The organism is Streptomyces sp. NPDC051913 (assembly GCF_044593635.1).
Classification (GTDB): domain Bacteria; phylum Actinomycetota; class Actinomycetes; order Streptomycetales; family Streptomycetaceae; genus Streptomyces.
This window is the reverse complement of the sequence record NZ_JBIUCI010000020.1, coordinates 64,088-85,691: the sequence shown is the minus strand read 5'-3', so window position 1 is coordinate 85,691 and position 21,604 is coordinate 64,088. Positions and strand designations below refer to the sequence as shown.

Annotated in this window: 17 protein-coding genes and 1 pseudogene; 9 read left to right on the top strand and 9 right to left on the bottom strand. The window is 71.2% G+C overall.

The genetic code is table 11. The features are described 5' to 3' along the window. Positions 1-54: 54 nt before the first annotated feature. From ACIHIX_RS40005 to ACIHIX_RS39985, 5 genes are all read left to right on the top strand, one after another. Positions 55-2,793, top strand: coding sequence for a Tat pathway signal sequence domain protein (locus tag ACIHIX_RS40005; protein WP_399965284.1), 2,739 nt, complete (start codon positions 55-57; stop codon positions 2,791-2,793). A 131-nt stretch (positions 2,794-2,924) separates the two neighbouring features. Next, complete coding sequence (locus ACIHIX_RS40000) at positions 2,925-4,034, top strand: substrate-binding domain-containing protein (RefSeq protein ID WP_399965282.1); 1,110 nt, start codon at positions 2,925-2,927, stop codon at positions 4,032-4,034. A 59-nt stretch (positions 4,035-4,093) separates the two neighbouring features. After that, on the top strand, positions 4,094-5,443 hold the full coding sequence (locus ACIHIX_RS39995) for a right-handed parallel beta-helix repeat-containing protein (protein WP_399965280.1): 1,350 nt from the start codon (positions 4,094-4,096) through the stop codon (positions 5,441-5,443). A gap of 65 nt (positions 5,444-5,508) precedes the next feature. Beyond that, the gene (locus ACIHIX_RS39990; protein WP_399965278.1) at positions 5,509-6,570 is read left to right on the top strand and encodes a rhamnogalacturonan acetylesterase; all 1,062 of its coding nucleotides are present in this window, start codon (positions 5,509-5,511) and stop codon (positions 6,568-6,570) included. Positions 6,571-6,658: 88 nt separating this feature from the next. After that, the gene (locus ACIHIX_RS39985; protein WP_399965276.1) at positions 6,659-7,624 is read left to right on the top strand and encodes an acetylxylan esterase; all 966 of its coding nucleotides are present in this window, start codon (positions 6,659-6,661) and stop codon (positions 7,622-7,624) included. Between the two features lie 13 nt (positions 7,625-7,637). Here the strand turns inward: ACIHIX_RS39985 and ACIHIX_RS39980 are convergent, their stop codons facing one another. Next, entirely contained in the window at positions 7,638-8,405 is a 768-nt protein-coding gene (locus ACIHIX_RS39980) for an SDR family NAD(P)-dependent oxidoreductase (protein WP_399965418.1), read from the bottom strand. A 120-nt stretch (positions 8,406-8,525) separates the two neighbouring features. Next, positions 8,526-9,548 (bottom strand): zinc-dependent alcohol dehydrogenase family protein, encoded by a 1,023-nt coding sequence (locus ACIHIX_RS39975; protein WP_399965274.1) that lies wholly within the window; start codon positions 9,546-9,548, stop codon positions 8,526-8,528. Between the two features lie 124 nt (positions 9,549-9,672). Between ACIHIX_RS39975 and ACIHIX_RS39970 the strand changes: the two genes are divergently transcribed. Then, positions 9,673-10,566 carry a helix-turn-helix transcriptional regulator gene (locus ACIHIX_RS39970; protein ID WP_399965272.1) on the top strand — a complete coding sequence of 298 codons (894 nt, stop codon included), beginning with the start codon at positions 9,673-9,675 and terminating at the stop codon, positions 10,564-10,566. 177 nt (positions 10,567-10,743) lie between these two features. Here the strand turns inward: ACIHIX_RS39970 and ACIHIX_RS39965 are convergent, their stop codons facing one another. The 4 genes and pseudogenes from ACIHIX_RS39965 to ACIHIX_RS39950 all read right to left on the bottom strand — a co-directional run bounded on the left by ACIHIX_RS39965 (position 10,744) and on the right by ACIHIX_RS39950 (position 16,417). Continuing rightward, positions 10,744-12,711, bottom strand: a complete 1,968-nt coding sequence (locus ACIHIX_RS39965; RefSeq protein WP_399965270.1) for an acetoacetate--CoA ligase — start codon at positions 12,709-12,711, stop codon at positions 10,744-10,746. After that, a pseudogene (locus ACIHIX_RS39960) lies at positions 12,708-14,287 on the bottom strand (bifunctional 3-(3-hydroxy-phenyl)propionate/3-hydroxycinnamic acid hydroxylase). The gene ACIHIX_RS39965 and the pseudogene ACIHIX_RS39960 overlap by 4 nt, the downstream one beginning before the upstream one ends. A gap of 19 nt (positions 14,288-14,306) precedes the next feature. After that, complete coding sequence (locus ACIHIX_RS39955; RefSeq protein ID WP_399965268.1) at positions 14,307-15,245, bottom strand: fumarylacetoacetate hydrolase family protein; 939 nt, start codon at positions 15,243-15,245, stop codon at positions 14,307-14,309. A 26-nt stretch (positions 15,246-15,271) separates the two neighbouring features. Next, the gene (locus ACIHIX_RS39950; RefSeq protein WP_399965266.1) at positions 15,272-16,417 is read right to left on the bottom strand and encodes a VOC family protein; all 1,146 of its coding nucleotides are present in this window, start codon (positions 16,415-16,417) and stop codon (positions 15,272-15,274) included. A gap of 135 nt (positions 16,418-16,552) precedes the next feature. Between ACIHIX_RS39950 and ACIHIX_RS39945 the strand changes: the two genes are divergently transcribed. Then, positions 16,553-17,188 (top strand): TetR/AcrR family transcriptional regulator, encoded by a 636-nt coding sequence (locus ACIHIX_RS39945; RefSeq protein ID WP_399965264.1) that lies wholly within the window; start codon positions 16,553-16,555, stop codon positions 17,186-17,188. 12 nt (positions 17,189-17,200) lie between these two features. Here ACIHIX_RS39945 and ACIHIX_RS39940 read toward each other — a convergent pair whose 3' ends face one another. Then, positions 17,201-17,983, bottom strand: a complete 783-nt coding sequence (locus ACIHIX_RS39940; protein WP_399965262.1) for a DUF2993 domain-containing protein — start codon at positions 17,981-17,983, stop codon at positions 17,201-17,203. Between the two features lie 53 nt (positions 17,984-18,036). Beyond that, a complete protein-coding gene (locus ACIHIX_RS39935; RefSeq protein WP_399965259.1) occupies positions 18,037-18,675 on the bottom strand; it encodes a TetR/AcrR family transcriptional regulator in 639 nt (212 codons plus the stop codon). Positions 18,676-18,860: 185 nt separating this feature from the next. On the opposite strand from ACIHIX_RS39935, the gene ACIHIX_RS39930 reads away from it, so the two are divergent. Then, positions 18,861-20,462, top strand: coding sequence for an MFS transporter (locus ACIHIX_RS39930; protein WP_399965257.1), 1,602 nt, complete (start codon positions 18,861-18,863; stop codon positions 20,460-20,462). A gap of 241 nt (positions 20,463-20,703) precedes the next feature. Here ACIHIX_RS39930 and ACIHIX_RS39925 read toward each other — a convergent pair whose 3' ends face one another. Next, a complete protein-coding gene (locus ACIHIX_RS39925) occupies positions 20,704-21,072 on the bottom strand; it encodes a VOC family protein (RefSeq protein ID WP_399965255.1) in 369 nt (122 codons plus the stop codon). A 63-nt stretch (positions 21,073-21,135) separates the two neighbouring features. Between ACIHIX_RS39925 and ACIHIX_RS39920 the strand changes: the two genes are divergently transcribed. After that, positions 21,136-21,588, top strand: coding sequence for a MarR family winged helix-turn-helix transcriptional regulator (locus ACIHIX_RS39920; protein WP_399965253.1), 453 nt, complete (start codon positions 21,136-21,138; stop codon positions 21,586-21,588). Positions 21,589-21,604: the final 16 nt, after the last annotated feature.

Below are 21,604 nucleotides of genomic sequence, written 5' to 3'. Positions count from 1 at the left end.
AGCGACATGGTCCTGGCACGCCCCCTCACCCCTGCCTTCAAGGAGTCGCACACCGTGGTTCACATCAGCAGACGCGCCGTCCTCGCCTCGGCCGCGGCAAGCGGTGCCACCGTCCTGCTGGCCTCGCAGTCGGGAACGGCGCACGCCGCACCCGCGGCGGCCGGCGACGGGGCCCGGGCCGCCGGCCTCACCGGCCATGACCCGGTGACCCTGCGCTGGCTGGAGGGCGGCACCCCCGCGGAGCTCGCCGCCGGCACCACCTGGGGCGTCCCCTGGCCACGCGGAGCCTTCGCCGCGGACCAGCCCTTCTCCCTGACCAGCGACTCAGGCACCCAGGTGCCCGTGCAGACATGGCCCACGGGCTGGTGGCCGGACGGTTCCGTGAAGTGGACGGCCCACGCCGTCGCCGACTCGGCGCCCCGCGGGGAGACCTACCGGCTGGAAGCGGGCAGCCCCCAGGCCCCCGAGAAGCCGGTACGCGTCACCGGCGACAGCGGCACGGTCGTCGTCGACACCGGCGTCGTCCAGGTCACCTTCGGAAAGTCCGGCAACGACCTGATCAAGTCCATCAAGCGCGCAGGCACCGAGATCGCCACCTCCGGCCGGCTCATCGCCTCCCGGCAGGACAGCGCGCCCGGCGAGTCCAGCACCGTCAGATCCGAAACGTTCACCAGCACCGTGAAGGCCGTCCACATCGAACAGGACGGTCCCGTCCGGGCCGTCGTCCGGGTCGAGGGCAAGCACCGCAAGGGGCTGCGCTCCTGGCTCCCGTTCACCGTCCGCTTCTACCTCTACGCCGGGTCGGACGCCATCCGCGTCGTGCACACCTTCGTCTTCGACGGCAACGAGCAGAAGGACTTCATCGACGGGCTCGCGGTGCGCTTCTCCGTCCCGATGCGCGGCGAGCTCCACAACCGGCACGTCCGCTTCGCCGGCGACGGAAAGGGCGTCCTCGCCGAGGCGGTCCAGGGCGTCACCGGTCTGCGCCGCGACCCCGGCGCCGCCGTACGCGCCGCCCAGTACCAGGGCAAGGCCACCCCGGACACCTCGACCTGGGACACCCGGGTCACCAGCCGGCTCCAGTGGATCCCCGCCTGGGGCGACTACCGCCTGTCCCAGCTCAGCGCGCACGGCTTCGAGATCCGCAAGCGGACCAAGGAAGGCCACTCCTGGATCCGGTCCGACGGCGGCAAGCGCGCCGAGGGCCTGGCCTACGTCGGCTCCCCCACCGGCGGACTCGCCTTCGGCATGCGCAACTTCTGGCAACTGCACCCCACCGAGCTGGAGATCACCGGCGCGGCGAGCGACACCGCCACCGCCACGGTCTGGATGTGGTCCCCCCGCGCCGGGGCGATGGACCTGCGCTTCTACCACGACGGCATGGGCGAGGACACCTACGACAAGCAGCTGGACGCGCTGGAGATCACCTACGAGGACTACGAGCCCGGCTTCGGCAGTCCCTACGGCGTCGCCCGCACCACGGAGCTGACGTTCTGGGCCCTGGACGCCACACCCACCGCGGAGCGGTTCTCCGAGCTCGCCGCCGCCAACGCCACCCCGCCCCTGCTCGTCAGCAGCCCCCAACACCTGCACTCCGCGGGCGTGTTCGGCTCCTGGAGCCCGGTCGACCGCTCGACGGCCGCCAAGAAGACCATCGAGGACCGCCTCCAGCAGATGCACACCTACCACCGCGAGCAGGTCGACCAGCGCTCCTGGTACGGCTTCTGGGACTTCGGCGACATCATGCACACCTACGACGGCACCCGGCACACCTGGTGCTACGACATCGGCGGCTACGCCTGGGACAACTCCGAGCTGTCCACGGACATGTGGCTGTGGTACCACTACCTGCGCACCGGCGACGCCACCGCGTTCCGCTTCGTCGAGGCGATGAGCCGGCACACCAGCGAGGTCGACGTCTACCACCTCGGCAAGTACGCCGGACTCGGCACCCGGCACGGCGTCATGCACTGGGGCGACAGCGCCAAGCAGGTCCGCATCAGCAACGCCGCCTACCGGCGCTTCCACTACTTCCTCACCGCCGACGAACGCATCGGCGACATCCTGCACGACCTCGTCGACTCCGATCGGACCTTCCTGGCCCTGGACCCCGGGCGCAAGATCCGCGAGGGAGCCTACGAACCCGACCCGGCGGCGCTGGGCATCAGCACCACCACCGACTGGGGGGCGCTGGCGATGGCGTGGCTCGCGGAGTGGGAGCGAGGCGGCGACCCGATCGCGAAGACCAAACTGATCAACAGCGCCACCACCATCGCGGCCCTGCCCAACGGCTGGGCGCAGGGCGGCGACATCCGCTACAACCTCACCGACGGCACCTATACGGGCCCCACCGAGAAGTCCGTCTCCGTCGGCGCGCTGAGCAGTGTGTTCGGCCTCGTCGAAGTGATGACCGAACTGATCGACCTGGTGGACCTCCCGGAGGTCAAGGCCAAGTGGGTCGAGTTCTGCCGCCTCTACAACGGCACCAAGGCCGACCAGATCGCCACCACAGGATCCAGCTGGGGCAGCCTCAACCTCGGCCAGGCCTACTCCCGCGCCACCGCCTACGCGGCGAAGCAGCTCGACGACAGCGCGCTCGCCACGCGGGCCGTGACCGAGCTGCGCAAGGGCGCGGCCGGCTACCCCGACAGCCTCTCCTTCGCCACCAGGCACTACGAGGGGCCCGACGTGCTCAACCCCGTCGACGAGGCCCCACTGTCCACCAACGCCAGCGCGCAGTACGGCCTGGCGGCGATCCAGTGCCTGGCCCTCGTGGGGAACGCGATCGGCTAGCCCGTGTCTTTCGGATCAGCCCGACTCGGAGCGACGGTGCTGCACCGGTGCCCCGCGGCCCCGGGATGATCCGAAAGACACGGCCTAGCCACGCCCCCGCACCCAAGGTCCCCGCCACGGACGGAGGAACCATGCCCGACGTACTCGTCGACTCCCGGCGCAAGCAGCTCGTCACCGCGCTCGAGAGGTGCGGCGGACGCAAGGTGATCGATCTCGCCGCGCTGCTGCGCGTGTCCCGGGCGACGGTGCGCCGGGACCTCATCGACCTGGAGCGCCAAGGGCTCGTCGTCCGCGTCCGAGGAGGCGCACTGCCGGCCGACACCACCGCCGGCGACCCTCGCCCCTCGTCCGTGCCCCCTGCGACACGGCACGCGCAGACCCACGTCCTCGGCCTGATCGTGCCGTCGGCCACCTACTACTACCCCCAGGTGATCGACGGCGTGCAGGCGGAGGCCGCGCGACGCGGCGCCCGGGTCGTCATCGGCCTCAGCGGCTACGCCCACGAGCATGACGCCCAGCGCATCGACGAACTGCACCACTCGGGCGCTTCGGGACTGCTGATCGCCTCCGCGCACGGCCACGGGCTCGCCTCCGACACGTACGCCCGACTCGCGGCCACGGGCCTGCCGTTCGCCCTCATCGAACGCAGACCGCCCAATCCGTTCCTGCCCTGCGAGTTCGCCGTCACCGATCACCGCCAGGGCGTCTACGCGGCGATCCGGCACCTCGCCGAGCTGGGCCACGACCGGGTGGCCCTGTTCACCAACGGCAGCCCCACCGCTGCCCTGTTGCGCCAGGGACACTCCGCCGCGGTGCGCCACCTCGGGCTCGCACCCGGGGTGCCGGTGGTGGACAGCGGGCGGCCGGCACGGGGGGCGGCCGAGTCGGCGCCGCACTACGACAGTTTCCTCGACACCTGCCGCGACACGGGCGTCCGGGCCGCGCTGGTGCACTCCGACCACGACGCCATCGAACTGCTGAGCCGCATGGCGTCCCGCGGTCTGCGCGCTCCGGACGACCTCGCCCTGATCGCCTACGACGACGAGATCGCCGAACTCGCGGACGTACCCCTCACCGCGGTCGCGCCGCCCAAACACGCGGTCGGCAGCCAGGCGGCCGGCCTGCTGCTGGACCGTCTGGAACACGCCGCGCACGGGACCACCCCGCCACCCGTGCGACAGGTCCATCTCCAGCCGTCACTCGTGATCCGAGCCTCCTGCGGCGCCCACCCGAGTTCCTGAGTCCGTGCGGCCCTGATCTGCCTCGGTCCCCCACCCCACCCGTCTACAAAGGAGTAGATGTGACACACAGGCGCAGGAGAAGCACATGGATCACCCCGCCCCGCACCTTCGCGGCCGCCGCCGTGTGCGCCGCCGCCTGCGTCGTCGTCCCGCCCTCGGCGCACGGCGCGACGGCTCAGGTCCACTACGTCTCCCCCACCGGCAGTGACAACGCATCCGGGTCGAAGTCGGCCCCCTGGGCGAGCTTGGCCCACGCACAGAGTGTCGTGCGGCCGGGCGACACGGTGTACTTCCGCGGCGGCACCTACGCCTACACCCGGGCCGACAGCGCCTGCGCGAGCCGGACAGCGCGGGTCGACGCGATCACCCTGAACAGGAGCGGCACGGCGGCGGCCCCCATCCGCTACTGGGCCTACCCCGGCGAGACCCCCGTCTTCGACTTCTCCGCCATGCGCGACGACTGCCGCATCAAGGGATTCGACGTCACGGCCGACCACCTGCACCTCAGGGGGCTGGAGGTGAAGGGTGTCCCGCAGAACAACGAACTCAACCACGAGTCCTGGGGCGTCTGGATCTCCGGCAGCCACAACACCTTCGAACGCCTCGATCTGCACGACAACATGGGGCCCGGCCTGTTCATCCAGAACGGCGGCGGCAACCTCGTCCTGAACTCGGACTCCCACGACAACTACGACGCCCACAGCTCCGGCGGTGCGGGCGAGAACGCCGACGGCTTCGGCGCCCACATCCCGGCGGGCAATGCCGGCAACGTGTTCCGGGGCTGTCGGGCCTGGTGGAACTCCGACGACGGCTTCGACCTGATCCGCGCGTTCTCGTCCGTCACCATCGACAACTCCTGGTCCTGGCGCAACGGTTACCTACCGCAGACCACCACAGCCGCGGGAAACGGCGTCGGCTTCAAAGCCGGTGGCTACGGCGGCGGTTACGTCGAAGGCGGCGCCAAGCACACCGTCCGCAACGCGGTCGCCTTCGCCAACCGGGCGTCCGGCATCTACGCCAACCACCACACCGTCGCCAACGACTACTTCAACAACACCGGTTACGCCAATCACCCCGACTTCAACATGCTCGGCGTCGCCCCCGACGGCACCAGCACCGGCCTGGGAGTCCTGCGCAACAACATCGCCTACGGGGGCACGCTCACCTCGAACACGGCGGGGACGGACTCCTCCCACAACACCTGGGATCTGAACGTCACGGTGTCCGACAGCCAGTTCAAGAGCGTGTCCACGTCCGGCTGGGACGCGCCCCGCGACGCCGACGGCGGGCTGCCCGTCCTGCCCGCCTTCCGTCTCTCGGGGACCAGCACCCTCGTCGACCAGGGCACCGACGTCGGCCTGCCCTACCGCGGCGCGGCACCGGACCTGGGCGCCTTCGAAGCCCGCTGACCCGGCCCGGACACACCGCCTCCGCCGCTCACCGCACCCACACCCCTTCCGGAAGGACACTCACCATGGGTTCGCTCCGCCCTGCCCGCACGTCCGCCGGCGGCCTCGCGCTGCTGACCGCCCTCACCGCGCTCACCGCCGTCACGGCCCAGCCCGCCTCCGCCCACGGACTCCACCGGCACTCCCTGGCGTCCCACTGCACGGGCACCGCGCCCATCGTCTGCCACTTCGACGTCCCGCCGGGCACCTACGACGTCTCCGCACTGCTCGGCGGCGACACGGCGGGCAGCACCTCCATCAGCGCGGAGCAGCGCCGCGCGGTACTCGGCGAGACCGCCACCACGGCCGGCGACCGGGCCTACCGCAGCTTCACGGTCGATGTCCGTGCCGTGGAGGGCGAGCCGACCGGCGAGATCGGCAGCCCCGGCCTCGACCTGCGCTTCGAAGGCTCGGCCCCGCTGCTCGCGGGCCTCGACGTCACCCCCGCCACGCATGCCCGCCAGATCCTGCTCGCCGGTGACTCCACCGTCTGCGACCAGCCGCTGGAGCCGTACACCGGCTGGGGCCAGGAACTCCCCCAGCTGTTGCGCCGCGGCATCTCGGTCGCCAACCACGCCGACTCGGGCGAGAGCACGGTCTCCTTCCTGGCGAACCCGCTCCTGTTCGACCAGCTGGAGACGGAGATCCGCGCGGGTGACCTGGTCCTCATCCAGCTCGCCCACAACGACAAGACGACCACCGCCGACGACTACCGCGCCAATCTGACGGCCATGGCCGAACGGGTCCGGGCACAGGGCGGCCAGCCCGTCTTCGTGACCCCCATCGTCCGCCGGCGTTTCAACTCGGACGGCACGCTCAACTCCGTGGCGCTGCATGTGATGGCAGCGGACCTGCCGAACGAAATGCGCTCCCTCGCCAAGGAGTTGGACGTCCCGTTGGTGGATCTCACGCAGATGAGCAGGGACCTCGTCGAGGGCCTGGGCGTCGAGGCGTCCAAGGACCTCTATCTGACCGACGTCAACGGCGACAACACGCACACGTCGGTCTCCGGGGCGACGACGTTCGCCGGACTGGTCCTGGGCGATCTGGCGGACCAGGGCCTGGTCCCGGCGCGTCAGGTGCGCTGACCGGGGACGCGACACCGCAGTCCCGGGGCGGGTGGGCTCACTCCCGCCCGCCCCGCAACCCCGTCTCACCACCCAAAAGGCAGCCACCATGGTCCAGTTCGACCTCCCGCTCGACGAACTCCGCGCCTACCGCGGCAGCTCCGCGGAACCCGCCGACTTCGACGCGTTCTGGCAGCACACCCTGAAGGAGGCGCGCCAGTATCCGCTCGACGCGCGTTTCGAACCCGTCGACACAGGTCTGACGACGGTCGACGTGTACGACGCGACTTTCAGCGGATTCGGCGGCCACCCGGTGAGAGGCTGGCTGACGCTTCCCGCCGGGACGAGCACCCCCGTGCCCCTGGTGGTCCAGTTCGTCGGTTACGGAGGTGACCGTGGCCTGCCCCACATGCATCTGCTCTGGCCCGCCACGGGCCGGGCCCATTTCGTGATGGACACCCGCGGACAGGGCGCGCGCATGGCCGGCGGGGACACCCCGGACCCGGTGGGTTCGGGACCCTCGTACCCCGGCTGCATGACGCGCGGCATCGAGTCGCCGCACGACTACTACTACCGCCGTGTCTTCACGGACGCCGTCCGCGCCGTGGAGGCGGCTCGCTCGCACCCCCTGACGGACGCCTCGCGCACCACGCTCGCCGGCGGCAGCCAGGGCGCGGGCATCGCGCTCGCGGCGAGCGGTCTGATCCCCGACCTCGGCGCCACCCTCGCGGACGTCCCGTTCCTCTGCGACTTCCCGCGCGCCCTGGCCGTCACCCACAGCACCCCGTACCGCGAGATAGCCGACTACCTCCGCGTCCACCGCACCCGCGTGGCGCAGGTCCGCGCGACCCTCTCCTACTTCGACGGCGTCCACTTCGCCGCCCGCGCCCAGGCTCCGGCCCTGTTCTCCACCGCTCTGGAGGACCAGGTCTCCCCGCCCTCCACGGTCTTCGCCGCCTTCAACGCCTGGCCCCACCCGGACAAGGAGATCAACGTCTACGAGTTCAACGGCCACGAGGGTGGCGGGCCTCATCAGGAGGCAGCGGCGCTGCGTTGGCTGCGCGGACGCGGCTGACCCGTGGGGACGCCTAGTGGACGGTGAAACCGCCGTCGACCGGGAGAGCGGTTCCCGTGACGAAGCTCGCGCCGGGGCTGCACAGCCACAGGACGACGGCCGCGACCTCGTCGGCCCGTCCCAGCCGCCCGATGGGCTGTTCCTTCATGATCGCGGCCATGGCGTCGGCCTGGTTCTCGACCATGTCGGCGACCATCGGAGTGTCGATGACGCCGGGGCACACGGCGTTGATACGGACGCCTCGGGGCGCGTACTCGACGGCCGCGCTGCGGGTCAGGCCGATGACGCCGTGCTTGGAGGCGTGGTAGGCCGCGCGCTCGGGCAGCCCGACGAGCCCGCCCAGGGAGGAGCAGTTGACGATGGTGCCGCTGCCCTGCTCCCGCATCTGTCGCAGTTCGTGCTTCATCGCCGCCCAGACGCCGCGCAGGTTGACGGCGTTGACCCGGTCGAAGGCATCGGCCGTCTCGTCGGCGGCGTCGGTCGGGGGTGCCTGGACGCCGGCGTTGTTGAACGCCATGTCCAGACGGCCGTACTCGGTGACCGCGCGCCGCACGGCCGCTTCCACCTGCTGTTCGTCGGTGACGTCGCAGGCCACGCCGATCGCCCGGCCGCCGCGGCCGGTGATCTCCTCGGCTGCCTTGTGGGCGGCGTCGTGGTCGCGGTCGGCCAGCACCACGGCCGCGCCGGAGTCGGCGAAGGCGCGGGCGGCCGCCAGGCCCATGCCGGAGGCGGCGCCGGTGACCAGGGCCACCTGCCCGGAGAAGTCGTAGGTGGGATTCATGAGGTTCGTGGGGTTCATGGGGCTCATGGGGTTCTCCGTCGAGTTCGAGATCGGGTCTCGCGACCGGCCTGGGAATGTCGAGAGGCCCGGCGAGAGCGGCTGGAAGGAGGGGGTGAGGGGTCAGGGCTTGAGCAGGGTCTTGATGGCGCGGCGCTCGTCCATCGCCCGGTAGCCCTCCGCGGCCTGATCGAGCGGGAGGGTGAGGTCGAAGACCTTGCCCGGGTCGATCTCGCGGTCCCAGATGAGCTGGATCAGCTCGGGCAGGAACCGGCGCACCGGAGCGGGCCCGCCGTGCAGGTGCACCTCGGCGAAGAACAGTTCCTCGCCCGGCAGCTCCACCCCGTGGGCCACACCCACGTATCCCACGTGCCCGCCGGGGCGGGTGGCGCGGATGGCCTGCATCATCGATTCCTGGGTGCCGACGGCCTCGATCACGCTGTGGGCGCCGTATCCGCCGGTCAGCTCCTTGATCCTGGCGACGCCCTCGTCGCCGCGCTCCGCCACGATGTCGGTCGCGCCGAACTCTCGGGCGAGCTGCTGCCTCGACGCGTGCCGCGACATCGCGATGACGCGCTCGGCGCCCAGCTGCTTCGCGGCCAGGACCGCGAGCAGGCCCACGGCTCCGTCGCCGACCACGGCCACGGTCCTGCCCGGCCCGGCCTCGGCGGCCACCGCGCCGAACCAGCCCGTCCCGAGCACGTCGGAGGCGGCCAGCAGCGAGGGGATCAGGTCGTCGTCCGGCACGGTGGGCGTGGCGACGAGGGTGCCGTCGGCCAGCGGAACCCGCAGGTACTCCGCCTGCGCCCCGCCGGCGCCGACGAACTCGCCGTGCGCGCACCGTGACTGGTAGCCGGCCTCACAGATCTCGCAGGTGTTGTCCGAGGCCATGAACGAACCGACGACGAAGTCACCCACCTCGATGTTCTTGACCTCGGCGCCGATCTCGGTGACGACACCGACGTATTCGTGCCCCATCGGGGTCGGCTGGGCCACCTTGTTGACGCCTCGGTAGTCCCACAGGTCCGAGCCGCACACACAACTGGCGGACACACGGACGATCGCGTCCGTCGGCGCGACGATCGTGGGGTTCTCACGCTCCTCGACCCGGATGTCGCCCGGGGCATGAATGACTGTTCCACGCATGTGCTGACGTTCCTTTTCGCACGGCTCTTCTCAGGTACCGAGCTACCGTCCCGCGCATCGCGCACGCGTGCCAGGCACTGTCAGGGACCCCCACACCCGGAACAGGCGCCCTAGCCTGGAAGCCATGGAGTTCCAGCAGGAGATCAGAGGGTTCCTCATGAGCCGCCGGGCGAGGATCACACCCGAGCAGGCCGGGCTCCCCTACGTCGCAGGTCACCGCCGCGTCCAGGGGCTGCGGCGCGAGGAAGTGGCGATGCTCGCGGGCCTCAGCGTCGAGTACTACACCCGGATGGAGCGCGGCCGGATCGGCGGCGCGTCCGAGAGTGTCCTCGACGCGGTCGCCGGTGCGCTGCACCTGGATGACGACGAGCGCGCCCACCTGTACGACCTGGCCCGCAACGTCGCACCCGGCGCACGCCGCAAACGCCCTCAGCGCACCTCGCCCATCACCGCGTCCGTACAGCAGGTACTCGACTCCATGAGCGTGCCCGCCGTCATCCAGAACGGGCGTCTCGATCTCCTGGCGGCCAACGAACTGGGCCGCGCCCTGTACGCCGACCTGTTCACCGCGGGCGGGCAGGTGCCGAACCTCGCCAGATTCGTGTTCCTCGACCCACGTGCGCAGGCCTATTACACCGACCTCGACGAGGCGAAGGACCAGGTGGTCGCGATACTCCGCGCGACCGCCGGGCGCGACCCGCTGGACCGGCAGGTGACCGGACTCATCGGGGAGCTCTCCACACACAGCACCGATTTCAGCACCCGGTGGGCCCGGCACGACGTGCGCCGACACTCGCGCGGGCGCAAGGTCGTCCATCACCCGGCCATCGGCAGGATGGACCTCGCGTACGACGACTTCGCCCTGCCCGGAGACCCGCACGTCTCCATCACCACCTACACCGCGGTTCCCGGAACGCCCAGCGCGGACGGCCTCACCCTGCTGGCGACCTGGGCCGCGACGCAGAGGCAGCCCCGGAGGAGCGACGCCGAGGGCGGCCGAGTCGCGCCTGAGGCCTGACGCCGGTGCGGGCAGCCGCCGCCCTCACCGGGGGCTGCCGGCGCCCGGCGCCGCCCAGCGGTGTCCAGGGCAGCCCCGTCGGCGGACCGGCGACGCCGGCCACCTCCAGCGCGCCGACGACACGGTAGAGGCGGGTCGACATTCCGAGATGGGCCGCCGCCTGGCGCATGACCGGCGTCATGCGCTGGTCCTGCCCGCGCGACGCTCGGCGCCCAGTCGCGCGTAGTGGTCGATGAGCTCGGGGGCGTCCACGGTGGCGGGGTTGACGACCTGCTCGACCGGCGCGCCCTGGAGCAGCCGCTTGACCGGGACCTCCAGCTTCTTTCCGGTACGGGTGTGCGGGATGCCCGGCACTTCGATCACCTCGTCGGGGACATGGCGCGGTGAGGCGCCCGTACGGACGGCGTCGCGGATCCTGTCGCGCAGGGCGTCGTCCAGTGTCACGCCGGGCGCCGGGACCACGAACAGCGGCATCCAGTAGCCGCCGTCCGGCTCCTCCGCGCCGATGACCAGCGCCTCGGCGACCTCGGGGAGGCGCTCGACGACGTCATGGATGTCGGCGCTGCCGAGGCGGACCCCGTTGCGGTTGAGCGTGCTGTCCGAGCGGCCGTGCACGATCACCGAGCCGTGGTCGGTGAGGGTGATCCAGTCGCCGTGCCGCCAGATGCCGGGGTACGAGGAGAAGTAGGCGTCGCGGTAACGGGTGCCGTCGGGATCGTTCCAGAAGTACAGCGGCATGGAGGGCATGGGGCGGGTGACGACCAGTTCGCCGACCCGGCCGGTGACGGGCAGGCCCTCGGCGTCGTAGGCGGCCAGCGCCACGCCCAGGTGCGGTGCGGACAACTCCCCCGCCCAGACCGGGGTGTTGGGCGCGCTGCCCGCGAAGCCGGAGACGATGTCGGTGCCGCCGCTGATGGAGGCCAGCAGCACCCTCTCCCCCACCTGGTCGCGGACCCACGGGTAGGCGGAGGCGGGCAGGGCGGAGCCGGTGCAGCCGACCACGCGGATCGACGACAGGTCGTGCACCGAGGGGTCGATGCCGAACTTGGCCATGCCCAGCAGGTACTGGGGGCTGGTGCCGAAGACGGTGACGCGGTGGCGGGCGGCCAGCTGCCACAGGACGTCGGGTCGGGCGAAGGGGGCCGGGCTGCCGTCGTAGGTGCAGGTCGTGGCGCCGGTCAGGAGGGTGGAGACGACCAGGTTCCACATCATCCAGTGGGTGGTGGTGTACCAGAGGAGGCGGTCCTCCGGGCCCAGGTCGGAGTGCAGGCCGAGGGTTTTGAGGTGTTCCAGGAGCACCCCGCCGTGGCCGTGGACGATGCCCTTGGGCAGGCCCGTGGTGCCGGAGGAGAAGACGATCCACAGGGGGTGGTCGAACGGCACCGGTACGCAGCTGAGTTGCTCGGTGCGGGTCGAGGCGTCCTCCCAGGGCACGACCAGCGTCGGGTAGGCCCGGGTCGGCCAGGGCAGACCGACGTGGTCGACCAGCAGGGTCGCCTTCAACGTCGGCAGCGCACCGGCCAGTTCGAGGACGGCGTCACGCCGGTCGTGGGTGGTGCCGTTGAAGAGGTAGCCGTCGGCGGCGATCAGCACGGTGGGTTCGAGCTGGGCGAAGCGGTCGGCGGCGGCCTTGGGTGCGTAGTCCTGCCCGCACACCGACCAGACCGCGCCCAGGCTCGCGGCGGCGAGGAACGCGACGACGGCGTGCGGGGTGTTGGGCAGGTAGCCGACGACCCGGTCGCCCTTGCCGACGCCGAGGTCGCGCAGGGTGGCGGCGACGGAGGCGACCAGGTCCCGCAGCCGCCCGCCGGTCACCTCGTACCCGGAGCCGGTCTCGTCGAGGGCGACGATCGCCGCCTCGTCGTCCCTGACCTTGCGCAGGGCGTGGAGGGCGTAGTTGAGGGTGGCGCCGGGGAACCAGCGGGCGCCGGGCATCCGTTCCTCGGTCAGGACCTGTTCGTAGGGGGTGTCGGCGTCGATGTGGAAGTAGTCCCACACCGCGCCCCAGAAGCCTTCCAGGTGGGTGACGGACCAGCGGTGCAGGGCGGCGTAGTCGGTGTCGTCCACGCCGACGTAGTGGGCGAAGTCCGCGATGCGACTGGCGGCCGCCGTCTCCGGATCGGGTGTGAAGAAGGGCGTGCTCATCGCGTCGTGCTCCTCAACAGGCTTTTCGGGGCCGTTCGTTCGGAGGGAACGGGGCTTCGTGTGGTGTGCAGAAGGGATGCCCAGTCGGCGGTGGCCGTGAAGTCCCGGCCACCTGTCGGGATGACGTCCATGACGACGCGGTCCGGCCGCAGCAGGACCGCGTCCGCGCGTCCGGAGCGCAGCCAGGCGGCGAGTGTGCCGTCGTCGCCGAGGGCGGTCACCGCGACCGCGTCCACGCCCAGACCGTGGGCGAGCGCGGTCAGGGCGGGGCCGGGTTCGGTGGCGGTCAGTACGGCGAAGGAATCGCCGAGCACCTCGTCGAGCCGGGTGCGCCGGCCGCCGACGCTCACCCACGGTTGGGGCAGTGCGTACCTGCCAGGCCCCGGCGCACACCTCGCCGCACCAGCGGTCCGGCGGTCAGGGGCGGGCTGAGGTCGCGCCCGGCGAGTTCGGTCAGGCCGGGTATGCGGCAGGCGGCGGCCAGTGCCCGGCGGCGCAGCGCGGCGGCCCGGTCCTGGCCGCCGGTCATGGCCCAGCCCATGGCGACCGCGAGGCGGACCACATGCCGGGCGTGCGGTCTGCGTTCCCGCTCATAGGTGTCCAACAGCCTTTCGTTGCCACCCTGTTGGAGCACCCGGGCGAGCTTCCAGGTGAGGTTGTAGGCGTCCCGCAGTCCCGAGCACAGGCCCTGTCCGATGAACGGCGGGGTGAGGTGGGCGGCGTCGCCGAGCAGGAAGACCCGGCCGCTGCGCCAGCGGTCGGCGACGCGGGCCCGGAAGGTGTACCGCGTCTCGCGGACGACCTCGAAGTCCCCGTCGTACGAGGGCGAGAGCCAGGGGGCGATCAGTTCGCGGACCGTCTCCTGCCCTTCCCGGATCCTGAACTCCCAGCGGTAGCGGATGTCGTTGATCCGCATGAAGGTGCCCGGGCGTTCCGGGTCGCAGACCTGGTCCACGCCCTCCCAGCAACGGACGGGGGCCGTCGTCTCGGCGTCGATGACGGTCCAGCGTTCCTCGAAGCGCAGATCCTCCCAGACGCCGCCGATCGCCTCGCGGGTGAGGCTGCCCGCGCCGTCGCAGCCGAGGACCGCGTCGGCCCACAGCTCGTGCTCGCCGTCGTCGGCGCGGTAGGTCACGCGCACGGGGCCCGTGCTGTCCGGGCCGACGCCGGTGACCTCGACCCCGCCCCGCAGCTCGCATTCCGGGTGCCGGGCCAGGGCGTCGCGCAGTACGCGTTCCAGTTCGGGCTGGTCGAACATGCTGGACTGCGGATAGCCGTGGTGGCCGTGCGGGGAGCGCCGGAACTCGGCCATCACCCGGTGCCCGGCGTCCAGCAGCCGCAGCCCGCCCGCCGGACGGGAGATCGCGGTGAACTCCTCCCCGACCCCCGCGGCCTGGAGGATCCGGTGGATCTCGTCGTCGGCTGCGACGGCCCGCGGGAGGGGGTAGACGTCCCGGTGGCGTTCGAGGACGACGCTGCGGACTCCGCGCCGGGCCAGGAGAAGGGCGGCGGTCACACCGACCGGCCCGGCTCCGACGATCACGACGGGCACACGTATGGTGTCGTCGACGTTCATGTGCGGCTCACCCCGGGTGTCAGTTCGCGTCCGCGACGGGCGTGCGCTGCTCGCCGAGGTCGATGCGGCCGTCCGGGGTCGCGATCGCCGCCGTGATCATGTCTCCGGCACGGAGGTAGTGCGGGTTCTTGGCCTGGCTCTTGAAGAACGCCTTCCATTTCACGGCGGGCGGGAGCAGCGCGCCGATCTTCTCGACGGCCTTGGGTGGCGCCTTGAGCGCGGTGCCGCCGGGCGTGCCGGTGAGCAGCAGGTCGCCGGCGTCCAGGGTCTGGAACCGGGCGAGGAGGGTGAGCGCCTGCGCCGGGCGGACGATCATGTCGGCCAGGGTGCGGTCCTGGCGCAGCTCGTCGTTGACGCTCAACTTCAGTCGCAGATCGAGGAGATGGGCGAAGTCGTCGGGCTCCAGGAGGGACAGGTACGGGCCGGTCGGCGTGAAGGTGGGGTAGGACTTGCTCTCGTAGAACTGGGTCTTGGTCAGCTGCACCTCGCGGGCGCTGATGTCGTTGGTGATGACCAGTCCGGCGACGTACGACGGCAGGTCCCGCTCCTCGACCACGGTGCCGACGGGCAGGGGGGCGCCCATGACGAGCCCGAGTTCTATCTCGTAGTCGAGGAGTGTCACGTGTGCGGGGCGGACGACGGCCTCGGCGGGGCCGCTGACCGAGCCGGAGGCCTTGCGGAAGAAGGCGGGCGGGATCTCTCCCTTGAAGCCTGAATCGCGGGCGTGGCTGCGGTAGTTGACCATCTGGGCGACCACCCGGCAGGGCGTGGTGACCGGCGAGAGCGCGACCAGATCGGCGAGCGGGGTGCCCGGCTCGCCGGAGGTGGCGGCGGCGCGGACCGCGGCGCGGCCGGCCAGGAGTTCGGCGGTGGTCACGGCCTTGGTGTCGACCGGGACGGCCCGGTCGCCGCGGACGGCCCACCAGCCGTCGGCGGTGCGCAGGACATTGGTGCTCATGTCAGTGCCTTCTTCAGAGGTGCGGGTCAGGAGTTGGCGGCCTTGAGCAGGCCGAAGAGCCGTGCGGAGTCCATCTCGTTGTCGCCGCGCAGGGCCTGGACGACATCGCGGACGCGTTGCGGGGAGGGGCCGGCGCCGAGGAAGTCACGGGTGGCCGGTGGGCCCCACTGGGCCAGGCCGCTGGTCGACATGGGCGCCCAGCCGGGCTCGACGTCGCAGGAGAACAGGTCGCCGTCGGCGAAGTGCTCCAGCATGAAGCGGTCGGGGTCGCGCCAGTAGTCGAAGAGCTGGCTGCCCTGGATGTGCCGTCCGATGCCCCAACTGCGCTTGTAGCCCCGCTCCTTGAGGTACTCGCCGCCGGCGGCGATGGAGTCCAGGTCGGTGACCTGGTAGGCGGAGTGGACGTAGCCCGTGCCCGGCCCCAGATGCATGGCCAGGGTGTGGTGGTCGGCCGGTACGCCGCCCAGGTCGCAGCGGATGAACGCCATCGTGGGGCCCCGGTCGCGCTGTCCGTCCAGGAAGAGGAAGTCGGAGACGATCATCCCGAGGGTGTCCAGATACCAGTCCAGGGCGCGGCCGAACACGCGCGTCTCCAGCACCACATGGCCGAGCCGCTGGATGCGGGAGGGCTCGCGCGGGGGGCGCTGGGTGGTGTCGGTACGACGGTGATCCGTACCGAAGTTCAGGAGCAGCGGCCGCTGTTCCGGCAGCGCCGGGAGCTGTTCGCCGCAGTGCACGACCCGTACCGGGAAGCCCGAGGGGTCGAGCAGGTCGACCGCCTTTCCACCGCCGGGAACGTCGGCTTCCCGTACCGAGGCTCCGACGGCCCGGGCCAGCCGGTCCAGGTCGACCCGCTCGGCGGCCCGGAACGCGGGGCCGATGAAGCGGGAGACGCGGCCCTTGCGGATCACCATGCAGGGCGAGCCGGCGAAGGTCCCGCGCAGCCACAGCTCCCGTTCGGTGCGCGCCGCGACGCCGAACCCGAAGTCGCGGGCGAAGACCTCGGCGCGGTCCAGGTCGGGTTTCTCGAACTCCAGCCAGGCCAGGTCGGCCACCTTGATGACGGGGTTCCGGGAGCGGCCGGGGTGTTCGCCGCGCAGGGCGCCCTGCTCGCTGTGGAGGTCCTGGTGGGCCGTGATGACATCGGCCCCGTTGACGCGGATTTCAGACATGGTGCCCTCCGAGCAACATCGCCGTAATGAGGAAATCATCAACTGTGACAGTTTCTTCGTCAAGGCGTTCGCGACAGGAAATGATGAATTCATCAGGACTGCGATCGCCATCGCCGTGGCGGCTAGACTCTGCGCATGTCTACGTCAGCCCTGCCCAGCAACCGGTTCGAACGGCGTCGTGCGGAGACCCGTGGGGCTCTCGTACGAGCGGCCCGGCAGATCCTCGCCGAGACCGGGGACACCGGCGCGAGCATCCAGGCGATCGCCGAGCGCGCGGACGTCGGCTTCGGCTCCTTCTACAACCACTTCGACTCCAAGACGGAACTGTTCGAGACGGCCGTGGTGGACGCCATGGAGGAGTTCGGCCAGGCCTTCGACGAGCACCTGACGGGGATCGACGACCCGGCGGAGCTGGTCGCCGCCGGCTTCCGGCTCAGCGCCCGCATGGCCGACTCCCATCCGGAGCTGATGCAGGTCCTGCGCCGCCGCGGCCTCGGACACGTCCACGCGGACAACGGGCTCGCCCGACGCGCCCTGCGCGATCTCGAGGTCGGCATCGCCTCCGGCCGCTTCACCGCCCTCGACCCGGTCGTCGCCCTCACAGCCCTCGGCGGCACCCTGCTGGCCCTGCTGGAACTGCGGTTCGCCCGCCCCGAGGTCGACGGCGACGAGGCGGCGGTGAACCTCGCCGAAATGGTGCTGCGCATGCTGGGTCTGCCGGCGGACGACGCCCACGAGGCCGCCCGGCGCCCCTTGCCCGACCTGGACTGACCTCGGCCGACCTCAGCCGGACGACGACTCGGGGCGGAAGGTGACCGAGCGGCCCGTGAAGCGGGCGTCGATCCCGTCCTCGGTGGTGGTGACCGAACGCAGACGCAGTCCCTGGGGAACGTTCCGCAGCGCAATGGGCTCGTCCAGGGCTTTGTCGAGCAGTGATTTCAGCGGCGGCAGCAGGTCGCCCCGCTCCGCGCGCACGTCGGTGAAGGCGACGCGGTTGCCGCTCGCGGCCGAGACGGCCGCGCTCACGGTCACGTCACCGGCGAGGGGCAGAGTCGCGGTCGCGTCGACCCGACCCGCCCCGTCGCCCCGCGACACCTTCACCCCGAGCGCGCTCGACACGTCCGCGTACGACAGATGGGCGGTCGCCTCGACGCTGCGGGCGTGCGCCTCGTCGGCGCTCCCCGAGGTCATCAGCCCGTCCATCCCGACCGTCAGCCTCGTCACCGGCAGGGGCCGGGTCGTGCCGTTCGCCGGGATGTCGTGGGCGGTGAGATCGACGTGGTCGAGGCTGCCGCGGGCCAGCTGGGTCAGCACGGGAAAGCCGCTGACGTGCACCGATGGCCGATCGGTGGTTCCCATTCCGTCCTGGAACGCTTGCGCCGTACGGCTCTCCGCGCGCCCTGCGGTGATCCGGTCGACCGCGACGGCGCCGGCGAGCAGGGCCGCCAGGGAGGCGGCGACGAGGATCAGACGCCGCCTGGTCCGGGCCGGGGGTCCGACGTACACGGATCCGTCGCCGTAGCAGGGCTCACCGACGTACTCCTCGTCGTGCTGGGACTGGTACACGCTTCTCCTCTTCGGGTGCCTGGGAAGTGCTCGGTGACGCGTGGGCAAGCGGCTCAGGAGGCATCGCCTCCGGGGCGGACGAGCCCGTGGACACATGTCGAGGCGCGCTGCGCGTCCACGCCCATCGCGATCAGGGCGGCGGTCGCGGTGCCCGTGCCGTCGTCGCTCCAGAGCCCGCTGTTCACGCAGTCCAGGAGCCCCAGCAGGTGGCCCTCCAGTGCCCGGGCCAGCACGACCGGCGCGATGCCGGCCTGGAAAGCCCCCTGCCGCTGCCCTCGGGCGATGATCGTCTCCGCCATGTCGCGCGCGGGGGCGAGGACTTCGACGACCCGCTCGGGCCCCAGGTCCTGCGGGGCGAGGCGGAGCAGGATGCGGTAGCGGTCACCGACGGGCCACACGGCGAGGACGAACAGCGCCAGCTCCGCGGCGGCGTCCGCCGCCTGCCCGCGCGGAGCGGCGAGTGCCCGCCGCAGTGCCTGCGCGGCCTCCTCCACCAGTCCCTCGACGAGTGCGGCCCGGCCGTTGAAGTGGCCGTAGACCGTACGGCGCACCACGCCCGCCGCCTCGGCGATGTCGCCGAGGCCGCTGTCCGGGTCGCGGCCGAGTTCCTGCCGAGCCGCTTCGAGAATGCGGGCCCGGGTGAGCAGGGTTCGACCGCCTTCCAGGGCAGCGGGAACGGGTGCGTGGGTCATGTCGGACCTCCGGTTCGGCGGGGAGGGCGATTCGATCGTTGCACACCACTGAGCAATAAACTAGTCTGCACATCGATGGGCAATTAACTGCCCGAGGCGCCGCGCCCCTCTTGGCCGCGCCCGCACCGATCCCGTCGATCCGCACCCCCGAAGCCCCGCTTCCCCTCCTGCCGAGGAGTCCCACGATGCCGCTCTTTGCGAAGACACCCGTCGAGAAGATGACCGAGCCCTACGCCCGGCGCTGGTGGGCGCTGCTGGTGCTCTGCCTGAGCCTGCTGATCGTCGTCATGGCGAACACCTCACTCATCGTGGCCGCGCCCGACATGACCAGGGACCTGGGGCTGAGCAGCAGCGACCTGCAATGGGTCATCGACGGCTACACCGTCCCCTACGCCGCGCTGATGCTCGTGCTCGGCGCCATCGGCGACAAGTACAGCCGTCGTGGCGCACTCGTGCTGGGCCTGCTGATCTTCGTCGGCGGATCGGTCATGGGCGGCCTGGTCGACGAGACGAGCCTTGTGATCGTCGCCCGCGCCGTCATGGGCGTCGGCGCCGCCGTCGTCATGCCGGCCACGCTCTCGCTGCTCGTCGCGATCTTCCCGCGGGCCGAGCGCGCCAAGGCCATCACCGCCTGGTCCGCGACCTCCGGTCTCGCGATCGCCGCCGGCCCGCTGGCCGCCGGCTGGCTCCTGGAGAACCACGCCTGGGGCTCGACCTTCCTGATGAACGTCCCCGTCGCCGTTCTCGGCGTCGTCGGGGCGCTGCTGCTGGTGCCGCCGTCGAAGGCGGAGGGCATGGGCCGGATCGACTACGTCGGCGGTCTGCTGTCGATCATCTCGGTCGGCTCGCTCGTCTACGCGACCATCGAGGGCCCGCACTTCGGCTGGGGCGTCGGCCCGATCACCGCGGCCGTCGTCGCCGGGGCGGGCCTGTCGGCCTTCGTGGCCTGGGAGTTGAGGCACCCGAACCCGATGCTGAACGTCCGCAAGTTCACCGAGCGTTCCTTCAGCGGCTCGATGCTCGCCGTGCTGTTCTTCTTCTTCGGCACCTTCGGCTCGATCTACTACTCCACCCAGTTCCTGCAGTTCGTCCTCGGCTACAACGCCCTGGAGACCGGCATCCGGCTGCTGCCGCTGGCCGGCGCCGTGTTCGTCGGTGCCGCGGTCACCGGACGCATCGCCCCGAAGCTGGGCGTGAAGCTGGTGGTCGGCGCCGGCATGGTCATCGGCACGGTCGGCGTCCTCCTGCTCACCCGGATCGAGTCGGGCTCGACCTACACCGACTTCCTGGCACCCCTGCTGCTGCTCGGCTTCGCCATAGGCCTGAGCCTGTCCCCCGCCACCGACACCATCATGGGCTCCTTCCCCGAGTCGGAACTCGGTGTCGGCGGCGGCGCCAACGACACCGCCCTGGAACTGGGTTGCGCCCTGGGCATCGCCATCCTGGGCTCGCTGCTCGCCACGTCCTACAAGGACAAGCTGACCGACCTGGTCGGCGGCCACCTCCCGGCCGGCGCGCTGGACACGGCCAAGGACTCGGTGGGCGGCGGCATCGCGGTCGCCGAGCAGGTCGCCAAGAACCCGCAGGGCGGCGCCGAACAGGCCCAGACACTGCTCGGCGCGGTGCACGAGTCCTTCGCCCACGCCATCGCCCACACCAGTCTCGTCGGCGGCATCATCATGGCCGTCGGCACCCTGATCGTCATCGCCGTCCTGCCCGGCCGCGAGCACGGGGCGGAAGAAGCCGCGCGGACGACGAAGGAGCGGACCGAGACCGTGGATGCCTGAGTCACGCACACCGGAGGCCTGAACCGCGGTTCCGGCGGCCACCACGCCAGCCCTACATGTCGTGCACCTCCACGGAGAACCCCTCCGCAAGGACCGAGTTCAGGTGCTCCGCGTGCGCGCCCAGCCATTGCCGCGCTTCGGAGGACTTCGCCGTCAGTTCAACGAGCACGTAGTCACTCTCGCGTCGCCGTCCGGCCAGGTCGGTCCCGGCCCAGACCCACCGGAGACTGATCCGATGGTGTCAGGAGCGGTCATGAAGGGTGATCCGGTACCCGTCGGGGTCGGCGAAGGTGAAGGTCCGGCCGAAGGGGCCGTCGATCGGTGCGGAGACGATGGTGTGGCCGTCGGCGGCGAGTGCGTCGTGGATGGCCTGGACGTCGGTGGCGTGGAGCCAGATCGCGGCGCCGATGCCGGGCTGGGCGACGGATGCGAGGTCGGTGCCGGGGATGACGTCGCGCAGTGCGAACGCGATCGGCTTCGTCTCGAAGACGACGGCGTGCGGCGGCCCGGTCGGCGAACGGACGACGCCCAGGTACTGCTCGTAGAACGCCTGTGACGCGTCGAGATCGCGTACTTGGAGCGAGATGAAGTCGGGGCCGGTGACGGGCATGATGAGGCTCCTTACGGTCGTGTCAGTTTCCTGACACGCTGCAAGCTATGTCAGAATACTGACATGAGTCAAGAAGGTGTCGGCGTCGACCTGGAGACGTCACTGGGCTACCTGCTCAAGGAAGCGTCGAGCGCCCTGCGCACGGCCATGGAGGACGTGCTGCGGCCGCTCGGGATGAGCGTGACGCACTACTCCTGCCTGGAACTGCTCGCGCAGCGGCCGGGCTTGTCGAACTCCGAGCTGGCGCGGGGCGCGTTCGTGACACGGCAGACCATGAATGTGCTGCTCCAGGCCCTGGAACGCGACGGCTACGTGAGCAGGCCCGCGGAGGCGCCCGTCGGGAAGGCACTTCCCACGCGGCTCACACCTCGCGGCCGACGAAGCCTTGAGCAGGCGAGCGCGGCCGTCCGGTCCGTCGAGGCCAGGATGCTCGCCGACCTGACTGACGCCGAGCAGGCACAGGCGTTCCGGATCCTCCAGGGCATGGTCCGTTCCCTGCGCGGTGACGGCGCATAGCCGGCTTCACGGCGCG